This window comes from Gordonia neofelifaecis NRRL B-59395, from assembly GCF_000192435.1.
In the GTDB taxonomy this organism is placed as follows: Bacteria; Actinomycetota; Actinomycetes; order Mycobacteriales; family Mycobacteriaceae; genus Gordonia; species Gordonia neofelifaecis.
This window is the reverse complement of record NZ_AEUD01000016.1, coordinates 22,970-36,562: the sequence shown is the minus strand read 5'-3', so window position 1 is coordinate 36,562 and position 13,593 is coordinate 22,970. Positions and strand designations below refer to the sequence as shown.

The 13,593-nt window shown below is 68.8% G+C and carries 11 protein-coding genes; 7 read left to right on the top strand and 4 right to left on the bottom strand.

The annotated features are described in order from the left end of the window. Positions 1-6 precede the first annotated feature (6 nt). A complete protein-coding gene (locus tag SCNU_RS16310; RefSeq protein WP_040518671.1) occupies positions 7-888 on the bottom strand; it encodes an IclR family transcriptional regulator in 882 nt (293 codons plus the stop codon). Between the two features lie 51 nt (positions 889-939). Here SCNU_RS16310 and cysD point away from each other — a divergent pair, with 51 nt between their 5' ends. Both cysD and cysC read left to right on the top strand, forming a co-directional pair. After that, entirely contained in the window at positions 940-1,896 is a 957-nt protein-coding gene (cysD, locus tag SCNU_RS16305) for a sulfate adenylyltransferase subunit CysD (RefSeq protein ID WP_050792854.1), read from the top strand. Then, positions 1,896-3,785 carry an adenylyl-sulfate kinase gene (cysC, locus tag SCNU_RS16300; RefSeq protein ID WP_009680502.1) on the top strand — a complete coding sequence of 630 codons (1,890 nt, stop codon included), beginning with the start codon at positions 1,896-1,898 and terminating at the stop codon, positions 3,783-3,785. The genes cysD and cysC overlap by 1 nt, the downstream gene beginning before the upstream one ends. Before the next feature lie 60 nt (positions 3,786-3,845). Here cysC and SCNU_RS16295 read toward each other — a convergent pair whose 3' ends face one another. Beyond that, entirely contained in the window at positions 3,846-4,253 is a 408-nt protein-coding gene (locus SCNU_RS16295) for a hypothetical protein (protein ID WP_139026075.1), read from the bottom strand. 336 nt (positions 4,254-4,589) lie between these two features. Here SCNU_RS16295 and SCNU_RS16290 point away from each other — a divergent pair, with 336 nt between their 5' ends. Continuing rightward, a complete protein-coding gene (locus SCNU_RS16290; RefSeq protein WP_238526468.1) occupies positions 4,590-5,408 on the top strand; it encodes an MBL fold metallo-hydrolase in 819 nt (272 codons plus the stop codon). Here the strand turns inward: SCNU_RS16290 and eccA are convergent. Then, complete coding sequence (gene eccA / locus SCNU_RS16285) at positions 5,365-7,095, bottom strand: type VII secretion AAA-ATPase EccA (protein WP_009680499.1); 1,731 nt, start codon at positions 7,093-7,095, stop codon at positions 5,365-5,367. The two genes, SCNU_RS16290 and eccA, sit on opposite strands and share 44 nt — an antisense overlap. Positions 7,096-7,258: 163 nt before the next feature. Between eccA and purL the strand changes: the two genes are divergently transcribed. The 4 genes from purL (at position 7,259) to SCNU_RS16265 (ending at position 12,757) form a co-directional block, all read left to right on the top strand. Next, positions 7,259-9,586 carry a phosphoribosylformylglycinamidine synthase subunit PurL gene (gene purL / locus SCNU_RS16280; RefSeq protein ID WP_040518670.1) on the top strand — a complete coding sequence of 776 codons (2,328 nt, stop codon included), beginning with the start codon at positions 7,259-7,261 and terminating at the stop codon, positions 9,584-9,586. A gap of 75 nt (positions 9,587-9,661) precedes the next feature. Beyond that, the gene (locus SCNU_RS16275) at positions 9,662-11,359 is read left to right on the top strand and encodes an alpha/beta hydrolase (protein WP_050792853.1); all 1,698 of its coding nucleotides are present in this window, start codon (positions 9,662-9,664) and stop codon (positions 11,357-11,359) included. A 99-nt stretch (positions 11,360-11,458) separates the two neighbouring features. Continuing rightward, complete coding sequence (locus SCNU_RS20060) at positions 11,459-12,265, top strand: RDD family protein (RefSeq protein ID WP_009680496.1); 807 nt, start codon at positions 11,459-11,461, stop codon at positions 12,263-12,265. Between the two features lie 99 nt (positions 12,266-12,364). Then, positions 12,365-12,757: a DUF2752 domain-containing protein gene (locus SCNU_RS16265; RefSeq protein ID WP_009680495.1), complete on the top strand. Its 393-nt coding sequence runs from the start codon at positions 12,365-12,367 to the stop codon at positions 12,755-12,757. Positions 12,758-12,879: 122 nt separating this feature from the next. Here the strand turns inward: SCNU_RS16265 and SCNU_RS20055 are convergent, their stop codons facing one another. After that, entirely contained in the window at positions 12,880-13,563 is a 684-nt protein-coding gene (locus SCNU_RS20055) for a TetR/AcrR family transcriptional regulator (RefSeq protein WP_009680494.1), read from the bottom strand. Between the last annotated feature and the right edge of the window lie 30 nt (positions 13,564-13,593).

Genomic DNA, 13,593 nt, shown 5'->3' with positions numbered 1-13,593 from the left:
CCGGCCTCAGCGCTGTATCGCGGTGCTGACGGTGCCGGCGGCCGCACGCGCGGCGGTGCCGAGTTCGGTCAGTTCGTCGGAGCTCATCGTCGAATCGGGGCAGGCGACGATCGAGGCGATCACGGAGCGGTCGGGGCCGAAGATCGGTGCGCCGATGCTGACCGCGCCGACCTCGCCGGTCAGCTCGTCCGGCAGGTAGTCGATCGCGGACAGCTCCGACACCAGCTCCGACATCCGTGACCGCAGCTGCGCGGGCATCTCGTCCAGACTGCCCAGGGTGTCGATGATGGCGCGGTGGTGGCCGGTGGTGCGCTCGATCGAGTACCCGCGCTCGCGGACCGCGTCGAGCACCGCCTCCAGTCGTGGCCGCTGGTCGTGGGGGGCCTGTTCCAACCATCGCTCTCGCTCCTCGGCGTCGGCCCAGGCCACGAACTCCCGGCACAGCGGTGGTCGGAGGTTCATCCGTCGCAGCGGTGGCACCCAGGAGTCGGGTGACGAGTCGGGGGTGACCTGCTCGGCGACGGTGACGACGTCGGCGGCGCGCCTGGCGAGGAACGCGGGGACGCCGGTGGTCCGGACCAGCTCGCGCATCGCGGGGATCGCGGCGGCGGCGACCAGATCGAGGCGGGCGGCGCGACGACTGACGGTGAGGAACTCGGGGCCGAGGGCGAAGGAGTTGTCGCGGTGCCGGGTCAGCCAGCCGAGCGCACACAACTGCGTCGCGACCGCGTGGGCGGTTCCTCGGGGGATGCCGGTGATCCGCACGATCTCGGCCAAGGTGAGGGTCTCGTCGGCACGGTCGACGAGAATCGACATCATCTCCACCACCCGGCGGGTGGGCGGAGACGATTGACGCTCGGCGGTACCGTCGCCTACCGTATCTGTCATATTGCCAACACTAAGTGTCGAATATTCGACAGGTCAAGGGGAGTGGTGCCGATGATCACATCGCCCGACGGAACCGTCCCGGCCGCCCCCGCGGGTGCAGGCCGACGATACGAGCTGACGACGCTCGAGGAATTGGAGGCCGAAGCCGTCCACATCTTCCGTGAGGTCGCGGCGACCTTCGAGCGGCCCGCGATGCTGTTCTCCGGCGGCAAGGACTCGGTGGTCATGTTCCACCTCGCGCAGAAGGCGTTCTGGCCCGCGCCGGTTCCGTTCCCGCTGATGCACGTCGACACCGGGCACAACTTCGACGAGGTCATCGAGTACCGCGATCGGGTGGTCGAGCGGACCGGTGTGAGTCTGATCGTCAGCAGCGTGCAGGACGACATCGACGCCGGACGCGTCGTCGAGCAGACCGGACCGGGGACCTCGCGCAATCGGCTGCAGACCGCGGCCCTGCTGCGCGGGATCTCGGAGAACCGGTTCGACGCCGTGTTCGGCGGTGCACGGCGCGATGAGGAGAAGGCCCGCGCCAAGGAGCGGTTCTTCAGCTTCCGCGATTCCTTCGGCGCGTGGGATCCGCGCAATCAGCGGCCCGAACTGTGGAATCTCTACAACGGGCACTGCGCCCGCGGCGAGCACATCCGAGTGTTCCCGCTGAGCAACTGGACCGAACTCGACATCTGGAACTACATCGCGCAAGAGGCCATCGACCTGCCGTCGATCTACTACGCGCACGAACGCGAGGTGGTACCGCGCGACGGGATGCTGCTCGCCAAGACCCGGTTCCTCGAGACCTATCCCGGCGAGACGGCGCACACCGAGCGCGTCCGATTCCGCACCGTCGGCGACGCGACCTGCACCGGCTGCGTCGAGAGCGACGCGGACACGCCGGAGAAGGTGATCGCCGAGGTCGCCGCCACCCGCGTCACCGAGCGCGGCGCCACCCGCGCAGACGACCGCATCTCCGAAGCCGGGATGGAAGACCGCAAGAAGGAAGGCTACTTCTGATGAGCTCCGACACTCAGGCAGGTGCCGACGTCGTCGACGCCGAAGTGGTCGCCCCGGGTGAACTGCTGAGGATCGCGACCGCGGGCAGCGTCGACGACGGCAAGTCGACGCTCATCGGCCGGCTGCTGTACGACTCGAAGTCGATCCTCACCGACCAGCTCGAGGCGATCGAGCGCACCAGTGCCCAGCGGGGCGATGAGTACGCCGACCTCGCGCTCCTCACCGACGGGTTGCGCGCTGAGCGCGAACAGGGCATCACCATCGACGTCGCGTACCGCTACTTCGCCACGCAGGCGCGCAAGTTCATCATCGCGGACTCGCCCGGGCACGTGCAGTACACGCGCAACATGGTGACCGGGGCGTCCACCGCCGATCTCGCGATCATCCTGATCGACGCGCGGAAGGGGGTGCTGGAGCAGACCCGCAGGCACGCCTTCCTCTCGTCGCTCCTGGGCATCCCGCACCTCACGGTGTGCGTCAACAAGATGGACCTCGTCGACTACTCGCGCGAGCGGTTCGAGGAGATCTGCGACGAGGTGGTCGCGTTCGCGGCGAAGCTGAACGTCACCGACATGAGCTTCATCCCGATCTCCGCACTCCGCGGCGACAACGTCGTAGACAAGTCCGAGGAGATGCCCTGGTACACGGGCCGTCCGCTGCTGAGCCACCTGGAGAACGTCTACATCGCGTCCGACCGCAATCTGCGGGACGCGCGATTCCCGGTCCAGTACGTGATCCGGCCGCAGCGCAGCGACGGATTCGATCACCGGGCGTTCGCGGGCACCGTCGCCGGCGGGACGTTCGCCGTCGGCGACAAGGTGGTCGCGCTGCCCGGCGGCTTCGGCACCACGGTGAAGCAGATCTGGGGTCCGGGCGGCGTCGAACTGGACGAGGCCTTCGCCTCCCAGGCCGTCTCGATCGCCTTGGCGGACGAGATCGACATCGTCCGCGGCGACATGCTGGTGCGTCCCAACAACCGTCCGCACGTCGGCCGCGAACTCGACGCGATGGTCTGTTGGTTCTCCGAGTCCACCACGCTGACCGCGGGCAGCACGTACCGGATGTTGTGCGGCACGCGCGAGACGCGGGTGCGGGTGGAGGGCCTCAACTACCGTCTCGACGTCAACACCCTGCACCGTGACGAGGACGCGACAGGCCTGGCGCTCAACGAGATCGGACGACTGTCGCTGCATGCACAGCACCCGGTGATGTTCGACGAGTATCGCCGCAACCGGGCGACGGGGAGCTTCATCCTGATCGATGAGGCCACCAATGCGACGGTCGCCGCCGGAATGATCAGCGCGCCGTTGGCCCGCGACAGCCAGGTGGTCTGGCAGTCGAGCAAGGTGACTCGCGAGAACCGATCGCACCGGGGCGCGACTCTGTGGCTCACCGGACTCTCGGGCTCCGGGAAGTCGACCATCGCGACGGAGTTGGAACGGCGAATCGTCGCCGAGGGGCGACCTGCCTACCTGCTCGACGGCGACAACCTGCGCCACGGACTCAACGGCGATCTCGGTTTCAGTGACAACGACCGCCGCGAGAACATCCGCCGTACAGCCGAAGTCGCGTCGTTGTTCGCAGATTCCGGTGCGGTCGCGCTGGTGTCGCTCATCAGTCCGTTCGCCGCCGAGCGCCGCCGGGCCCGCGAGATCCACGAGGCAGCCGACCTGCCGTTCTACGAGATCTTCGTCGACACTCCGCTGGACGACTGCGAGGCCCGCGACCCGAAGGGGCTGTATGCGAAGGCCCGGTCGGGGGAGATCTCGCAGTTCACCGGCATCGACTCGCCGTACGAGGTTCCCGAGCACCCGGACCTGGTGGTGCATCCGGCGGATGGGTCGCCCGCGGCGATCGCCGAGCGGATCATGCGCGATCTGGGACTGTAGGACCTGCACCCGCGATGAGTCTGCGCCCTCCACGGGCGCAGACTCATCGCGATGCGGCGGTCAGTCCGGCAGCCTCGTCGTGCGCGTGACCTGACGGAACTCCGGGAGCACTCGCGTGCAGTGCGACAGCGTCCAGCCCGCGGCCTTCGAACGGCTCGAGGAACTGAGCTCGTAGAAGCCGGACAGGCACGGACGCGGGCTCTTCGACGACCGGATCGACCTGCCCATGCTCTGCACGGTGAACGCGGTGAACCAGGCGTCGGAGGACAGCACCGACCCGCCGGAGGTGCGCGCCAGCGACGCCGCAGCCTGCATGGGGTCGGAGGCGACCGACTGAGTCGTCACCGGATCCAAGTCGAACTCCAGCACCCGTGCGGTCCGCGTCTCGGCCTCGGCAGACGGCGCGGTGACCAGTCCCGTTCCCGCCAGTGCCGTGACTGCCGCTGCGACGGTCACGGAGATTCGCATGATCGCTTTCATCGTTTCCTCCCCTGGGCGGGTCTCCGCCTCCCCGCCGGACACTACGCGAACCCGGCATCCGCGTCAGGCACGGCGCACGGTTCGGTATCGGGTGGCGACCCGGACGAGCCTTGTTCACACTGGGACTCGGTGCTGGGTTCACAAACGATCTGCCGGAACCGGGGGATGCCGATGATCGAGGAAGTCGCTCGACCGAGTCTGCTGACATGCTGTCGGGCGGTGGCGGGGCTCCCGCTCGGCGTCGTCCGACCACGACGACCGGACCGGCGACTTCTGGCGTCGATCACCGACCATGGAATCCCGTCGCCGGGAACCGTCGTTGACATGGCCAGACTGCCGCAGCGAGCACGGTTTGTCCCGACGCTCGCGGTCGCCGAGGGTGTCTGGCGGCCCGCGAGGACGCCCAATCTGATCAATGCCTTCGTCGTGCGTCACCCGCGGGGCACGTTCCTGGTCGATCCAGGGGTCTGTGTGAACGTCCACGAACGAGCGGTCTCAGACGTTCCGTGGGCGCTGCGCGTGGCCGTCCGGCCCCGTCGCGATGTGATCGACGTCCGGCAGGCGCTGTCGGCAGTGGGCATCGAAGGCCGGTCCATCGATTTCGTGTTGCCGACTCACTTGCACTGGGATCACGTCGCCGGACTTCTCGACCTGCCAGGACTGGCAGTCCACCTTCATCGCCAGGAGCATTCGTGGATGACGAGAGGACCGGTGGCTCCGCAGGGCGGTGTCCGTCCTGCGCTGCGCGACCGCCCGCTCAGCCTCTACGACCTGGACGGCCCGCCGGTCCTGTCCTTTCCGCGCAGCCACGATCTGTTCGGCGACCGATCAGTGCTCCTTGTCGACCTCGCCGGTCACACTCCGGGAAGCATCGGGATTCTGCTGCAGACCGAGTCCGGGCCCACGTTGCTGGCCGGTGACGCCGTATGGGGCCGAATCCAAGTGGATCGGTTGCGGCAGAAGGCCTCCTATCCGGCGTTGCTGGCAGATGCCGACCGCGACATCGCCTGGGAGACGCTGCATCGCCTGCATGTCGTGCGGCACCGGGTCGCGATCGTTCCGAGTCACGATGCCGGTGACGCACAACCTGGCATCCGCGTCAGATCGACGCCGCCCGGGCCGCCCGCACGTCGTCACCCGTGATCGTCATCAGGTCGGCGTCGGTGAGCGTGTCGAGATCGGAGGTTCTGGCGAGCCGCAGTTCCCGCTCCTCTTCGGCGGCTTCGACGATGTTGCGGACGAACCGTCCGTTGCCCGCGACGTCTGAGGCTCTGCGGCCGCCGGAGACGTCGTCGTAGAGGTCGGCGAACAACTGCTCGAGTTCGGCGGCGGCGTCCGCGGACAGCCGGGCGTCGCGACGGCCGGCGATCGACTCCGCGATTCGGATGAGCTCGCCGGGCGTGTACGAGGTGAACTTGATCCGCCGCGCGAAGCGAGAGGCGAGGCCTTCGTTGGACGCCATGAGCCGGTCGATCTCGTCGTCGTAACCGGCGACGATCACGACGAGGCGGTCCCGGTCGTTCTCCATCCGCGCGAGCAGGGTGTCGACGGCTTCGCGGCCGAAGGCGTCGCCGCCCGCGAGGCCCTCCTGGATCAGGGTGTACGCCTCGTCGATGAAGAGGACGCCGTCGAGCGCGGAGTCGATGACGGCGGAGGTCTTCGGAGCCGTCGACCCGAGATGCTGGCCGACCAGATCGCGCCTGCTCACCTCCACCACGGTGTCTGTGGCGAGGAGGCCGAGCGCGCGGTACAGCCGGGCCACCAGTCGTGCGATCGTGGTCTTGCCCGTTCCCGGTGGCCCGGTGAAGGCCAGATGCAGGCTGCGCGACTGCGTACGCAAACCCTTCTCCGCCCGCAACTGAGCGAGCGTGACGGCGGCGCGCAGTCGTTCGACCTGGTCCTTGACCGGCCCGAGTCCGATCTGCGCGCCGAGTTCGTCGGCGACCGCCCGCAACGCCGACTCGTCGACACCCGACTGCGGCACGACCGCCGTCGCGGGCGCGGTCTCGTCGACGCGCTCGATCGTCAGCTGCAGCGTCGGATCGGCCAGGGCCCTGGCGGCATCGGTCAGGCCGGAGTCGAGGGCGTAAGCCTCCTCCAGGCACGCGCGGGCCGACGGCTCGTCGCCTCGCGCTCGATGAGCGAGTCCGATGGTGAACAGCGCGTGCGGTCGGCAGGTGGTCAGTACCGACGCCTCGGCATTGCCGAGTCGGCGCAGCCCCTCGTCGAACATGCCGAGCTGGACGCATGCTGTGCCGAGCATGAAATCGGCTGCCGCGCACAGGTACTCATCGGTCCAGTCGGAAGACGGCGCCAATGTGCTCAGGACTGCTCGCCATCGGCGTCTGCGCACTTCGAGGATGCCGCGGCAGAACGCCGCGGTCGGTCCGCAGTCTCCGGACTCGTTCAGGACCTGTTCGGCACCGTCCACGTCGCCGCCGGCCAGCAGCGAGGCCGCATAACCCGCGGCGACGTCGGTGGACGTCGTGATCGGCAGGTCGATGAACATGCCGCTCGCCAGGTGGCCCACCAAGGCGCCCGCGGGCATCCCGAGCCGGCGCTGCTCCGCCCCGATGGACTCGCGCGCCCGGTACAGGCCGAGAAGCACCGGACCGGAGCGGTCGCCCGCGGATACCCGGCCGAGCCACGCGTCGCCGAGCGTCGGATCGAACTCGGTGGCGCGAGCGAAGGCGGCTCGCGCTCGATGCGGGTCCGGCGGTGGACCTCCGGTCAGCAGCCCGGCCGCGGTCAGCCCGGCGACGAAGTACTCGCGTGCGCGCTGCCGGGCCTCACCCGGCGCACGTCGCGAAAGAATGTTCCCCTCGATCATGTGGTCCCCCCGAACCTGTTGTGCGCCGACTGTATCCGCCGCCTCCGACAATCGCGGGCGGACCGGGAGAACTCGGTCCGCGGTCCGTCTCGGACGGACGTGCGGGTGGCGTGGCGCACCCCGGTCGGAGGCGTGACCATCCAGCGGCGAAACCTCGCATAGAATGGTCGCCGTGAGCGCTCAGGTCGATACCGTTTCCAACGCCGCCGATACCCCCGATCAGCCCCAGCCGTTTGCTGAGCTCGGTCTCAAAGACGACGAGTACGCGCGGATCCGGGAGATCCTCGGCCGCCGTCCCACCGACGCCGAGCTGGCGATGTACTCGGTGATGTGGTCCGAGCACTGCAGCTACAAGTCGTCGAAGGTCCACCTCCGATACTTCGGCGAGACCACCACCGACGAGATGCGGGCGGGCATGCTCGCGGGCATCGGCGAGAACGCAGGCGTGGTCGACGTCGGCGACGGCTGGGCGGTGACCTTCAAGGTGGAGTCGCACAACCACCCGAGCTACGTCGAGCCGTACCAGGGCGCCGCGACCGGCGTCGGCGGCATCGTCCGCGACATCATGGCCATGGGCGCGCGACCGATCGCCGTCATGGACCAGCTGCGGTTCGGTGCGGCCGATCACCCGGACACCCGACGCGTAGTGGACGGCGTGGTCCGCGGTGTCGGCGGCTACGGCAATTCGCTCGGCCTGCCGAACATCGGCGGGGAGACCGTCTTCGATGCCAGCTACCAGGGAAATCCGCTGGTCAACGCGCTCTGCGCCGGCGTGCTCCGGACCGAGGACCTGCACCTCGCGTTCGCGTCGGGTACCGGAAACAAGATCATCCTGTTCGGCGCGCGCACCGGACTCGACGGCATCGGCGGCGTCTCCGTCCTCGCGTCGGAGACCTTCGACGACGACGGCGGCCCCAGCCGGAAGAAGCTCCCCAGCGTTCAGGTCGGCGACCCCTTCACCGAGAAGGTGCTCATCGAGTGCTGTCTGGACCTCTACCGCGAGAAGCTCGTCGTTGGCATCCAGGACCTCGGCGGAGCGGGGCTGTCGTGCGCGACCTCGGAACTGGCCGCGGCAGGTGACGGCGGCATGCACATCGCGCTCGAACAGGTGCCGATGCGCGCCGAGGGCATGACGCCCGCGGAGGTGCTGTCGTCGGAGTCGCAGGAGCGCATGTGCGCCGTCGTGCGGCCCGAGGACGTCGACGAGTTCATGGCGGTCTGCCGCAAGTGGGACGTCCTGGCGACCGTCATCGGTGAGGTCACCGACGGCGAGAACCTCGAGGTCACCTGGCACGGCGAGACCGTCGTCGACGTCCCGCCGAAGACCGTCGCCCTCGAGGGCCCGGTGTACAACCGCCCCGTGCAGCGTCCCGACTGGCAGGACGAGGTGATCGCCTCGACCACCGCCGGACTGAAGCGCCCGGAGACCTCGGACGAGCTCCGAGAGACGTTCCTCAAGCTGCTCGCCAGTCCCGCGCTGTGCAGCCGGAAGTTCATCACCGAGCAGTACGACCGCTACGTGCGCGGCAACACCGTCTTGGCCGAGCACGCCGACTCCGGCGTCATCCGCATCGATGAGGAGACCGGCCGTGGCATCGCGCTCTCGACCGACACCTCGGGGCGGTACACCTACCTCGATCCGTATACCGGCGTGCAGCTCGCGCTCGCCGAGGCGTACCGCAACGTCGCGGTCACCGGCGCCGTGCCGCGCGCGGTCTCCAACTGCCTCAACTTCGGCTCGCCCGAGGACCCGGCCGTGATGTGGCAGTTCAGTCAGGCCGTGCGCGGTCTCGCCGACGGCTGCGCGAAGCTCGGCATCCCGGTGACCGGCGGCAACGTCAGTTTCTACAATCAGACCGGATCGACCGCGATCCTCCCGACCCCGGTGGTCGCGGTCCTCGGCGTGATCGACGACGTCCGTCGGCGCACCCCGACCGACATCGGCACCGAGCCCGGCGAGACGCTGATCCTGCTCGGCGACACCCGCGACGAGTTCGACGGCTCGATCTGGGCGCAGGTGGAGCACGACCACCTCGGCGGTGTGCCGCCGAAGGTCGACCTCGACCGCGAACGGCTGCTCGGCGAGATCCTGGTCGCGGCATCGCGTGACGGGCTCGTCTCGGCGGCGCACGACATCTCCGAGGGTGGCCTGATCCAGGCCGTCGCGGAGGCCGCGCTGGCCGGTGAGACCGGCTGGCGCATCCTCCTCCCCGGGGGGGCGGGGCGGCCCGGCTGCCGCATCCTCCTCCCGGAGGGCGCGGACCCGTTCGTCACCCTGTTCTCCGAGTCGGCGGGCCGCGTGCTGGTCGCCGTCCCGCGGACCGAGGAGTCGCGGTTCTGCGCGATGCTCGACGCCCGGCAGATGCCGTGGACGCGGATCGGCGTCGTCGACCAGGGCAGCGATGCGCTGGAGGTTCAGGACCACTTCGAGGTGAAGCTCGACGAACTCCGCGAGGTTCACGAGGGAACTCTGCCCGCGTTGTTCGGGTAGCCGTTGGTCGACGGAGAGCAGCTGACGCCGGCGGTGTCGCGGAGGAGTCCGCGCGCCGCCGTTCGTCATTCGTCGATGTGGTTCGGTTCCGCCGTCACCAGGGTGATGCGTGTGCTCCGGATCGATCCGCCCGGACTGGTCGTGGGCACGGTGTTCTACATCTGGTCGCTGACCCCGTCGCTGCTGCCGCGGCACTGGGCGTTTCAGGGGCTGATCGGCGGCATCGCGGGCGCCATCGGCTACGCCGTCGGCGCGGTGTCGGCCGTCGCGGTGCAACGCCTGGTTCTCACTCGCGCGGCATGGTGGCCGCCGCCGGTCCGGGTCCGCCGGGCCCTCCGCATCGGTGTCCCGGTGATCTGCGTCGCGGTCTCGCTGGTCGCGCTGTACTTCGCCGTCGACTGGCAGGATCAGCTGGCGGAGCTGATGGGCACCGAGTCGCCGACCTACCTCGGCTATCTGCGGGCACCCGTCCTCAGCGTGCTGATCGCGATCGCCGTCGTCGGCGTCTTCCGGATCCTGCGCGACGTCGGCGGCTGGCTGGCCCGCAAGCTCAACCGCGTCTTCCGCATTCCGCGGCGGGCCGCGACCGCTCTGTCGCTGGTCGTGATGCTCGTCGTGATCTACACGCTGATCGACGGCGTCGCGGTCCGCGGCAGCTACGCGGCGATGAACGCGATCTTCAGTGCGTCCAACGACACCACCCGGGACGGCGCCGAACAGCCGACGCTGCCGGAGAAGTCGGGCAGCACGGCGTCCGCGGCACGGTGGGAGACCCTGGGTTTCGAGGGCCGCAACTTCGTCTCCGGCGGCATCCGCGCCGCGCAGCTCGCGGAGTACAACGGCAAGCCCGCGAAGGAGCCGATCCGCGTGTACGCGGGGCTGGAGTCCGCGGACGGTCCCGACGCGCAGATGCGGCTCGTGGTCGACGAACTGGAACGCACCGGGGCGTTCGACCGCAAGGTCCTGGTCGTCATTCCGACGACCGGTACCGGTTGGGTGAATCCGACCGCCGCACAGACCTTCGAACTCGTCGCGAACGGCGACAGCGCCCTCGTCGCCGCGCAGTATTCGTATCTGCCGAGCTGGGTGTCGTTCCTGGCCGATCGGGAGAAGGCGGCGGAGGCCGGACGCCGACTGATCGACGCCGTTCGCGCCCGGTGGTCGACCAAGCCACCCGGGCACCGACCGAAGCTCTACGTCTACGGGGAGAGCCTCGGCACGCAGGCCGGGGAGGGGGCCTTCGACGACCTGAACGCGATCCGATCGACGGTCGACGGAGTGCTGTGGGTGGGTCCGCCCAACTCCAATCCGCTGTGGCGGGCGCTCGTCGACCGGCGTGATCCGGGCAGTCCGGAGGCCGAGCCGACGTATGCGAACGGTCTGGTGGTGCGGTTCGCCAACGATGCGGAGGGGATCGCGCGCAATCCAGACCCGTGGCTCTCCCCACGAGTGCTCTACGTCCAGCATCGGACCGATCCGGTGGTGTGGTGGTCGCCGGAGCTGCTCTACCGGAAACCGGCCTGGCTCTCCGAGCCCGCGGCCGGCGATCGCACGCCGGCGATGCGCTGGTACCCGATCGTCACCTTCTGGCAGGTCAGTGCCGATCTCGGCAACGCCGCCGGAGTCCCGGACGGGCACGGACACAATTACGGAACGGTCATCCTCGACGGGTGGGTGGCGGTCACGCAGCCCGACGGATGGACGGCTGCGGACACCGAACGCGTGCGAGGGGCGCTCGAGGACCTGCGCGGGCACGACGGACCGGAGAAGTAGCCGCCGACCGAATGACGCCGTGTCGCCGGGCCGGACCGTCGATTTGTACTATGACGCGGCGGGCGCGCGGTGCGCCCGGGAGGGGCAGAAGAAGACATCATGACGAACACGCCGGGCGACGCGCAGCCGGACCGCCAGCCGGACCCGTTCGCACAGACGCAGGTCGGGCCGGCGATGCCCGCATCCGAGCCGCTGCCGCCCGCCGTCGACCAGTTCACCCCCAATCCCTTCGGGACCGAGCCGTCCGCGGCCGGTCAGTACCGCGACAGCGCTTCTCCGCAGAACTCGTACGCGGCGCCGCAGTTCGGACCGGCACAGTACGCCTCGCAGCCCGGCGGCTGGACCGCGATGCCCGACTCGGCGTACGCGCCCGGCTACCCGCCGCTGGCGGGCCTCGGCAACGGAGATCTCGTCAGCGCCGGTCGAGTCCGGCCTGCGACCATCGGCCAGCGGTTCCTGGCGCGGCTCATCGACTGCGTGATCTACGGCATCGTCTTCGCAGTCTGCGTCATCCTCGGACTCGGCGCCGTCTCCGCGAGCTCCGATTGCCGCACCAACGAGTTCGGCGTCGAACACTGCCAGACCTCCGCGGCCGGTGCGGCGGGCATGTTCATCGCGGTCGGAATCGTGTTGCTCTTCGGCCTGCTGTACGAGTGGCTGATGATCGGCCTGGTGGGCGCGACGCTCGGCAAGATGGCGATGAAGATCAAGGTCGTCGATCAGGTGAGCGGAGCGACGATCGGTCTGGGATCGGCTTTCGTCCGACAGATCATCCCGTTCATCGGCGGCTTCTTCTGCGGCGTCGGACAGCTCGTCGTCTACCTGTCGCCGCTGTTCGACAACTCCGACCGAATGCAGGGCTGGCACGACAAGGCCGCGAACGATCTGGTGATCGTGCAGCCGTGACGACTCGGCGATGATGGTGCCGTGATGACTCGTTGGGACGACGGTCCACAAGCGTCATCGACCACTCGGAAACGGTCGTCGACGCTCCTTCGGCATCGGGTGCTGACGCCACTCGCGGGGCTCGCCGGTGCAGCGGCTGTCTGTACGGTCGTCTGGATCGGCGATCCGACGACGCCCGGCGGATTCCTGCCGCCGTGCCCGACCAGGCTCCTGCTGCACATCGACTGTCCCGGATGCGGATCGACCCGGGCGCTGTATTCACTGGTGCACGGCGACGTTCCGGTCGCTCTCGGCTACAACGCGCTCGGTGTGGTCGCGTTCGTCCTGATCGCGATCGCCTTCGTGATGTACACCGTGGGCCTGTGGCGCGGCCGCCGCATCCGGAGCCTCCGGCATCGTCGACTGGCTCTCGTGATCGGCCTCGCCGTCGTGACCGTCTGGTTCGTGATCCGGAACATCCCGGTCGAACCGTTCGCCGGACTCAAGGTGTGAGTGACTGTCCGTCGGATTGTCGGACATGATCTTCGCCGGATCCGTGCGTGACGGAGACCGTCGCGTCCCCCGATAGCTCTCGGCGTCACCCGGCGGCATCGGACCTGACATGAAGGGTGACCCTACGGGCGTTGCCCGATATCGGTCATTCGCCGCGCCGCGTCGTCGAATGCGCGCTCGGCCGCGTCGCGCGATGTGCCGCCACCGACCGCCAGCGAAATCAATGCGGCGCGGGCGACGAGGTCGTGCGCGCCGCTCAGGTGGCCCGCGATGGAGAGCATCGCGAGTCCGTGGACGGTGCTCCAGGCGACTCCGGAGCGGATGAGGATGTCGCCCTCGTCGGTACCGGGCTCAGTGACTCGGCGCACCGCGTCGGCCATCACCTGGAAGGCCGCGCGTCCGGCCGCCGAGTCAGTCGGATTCCCGTGCTGTAGAAGCGATTTCCGCTGAGATCCGACCCATTCGGGCGAGGTGTATTGGAACATCAGGGTGTACAGCAGCGGGTGCCCGGTGGCGAACTTCAGATAGGCCAGGCCCTGGCACATCAAATCGACGACCGGGTCGTCGGACCCGCCGACATCCGCCAGCGCCGCACCGAACTCGGCGAAGCCCCGCTCGCACACCTCGCCGGCGACCGCGCCGATGCTGCCGAATCTCGAGTACACCGCCATCGTCGACGTTCCCGCAGCCTCGGCCAGCCGACGGACCGTCAAGGCTTCCACACCCTGCTCGGTGACCAGTCGATACGCGGAATCGGCGAGGGTCGTGCGCACCGGATCCGGTCGCGGCTCTTCACGTTCACTCATAACGGCGTTATTCTCACCCTATAACATTGT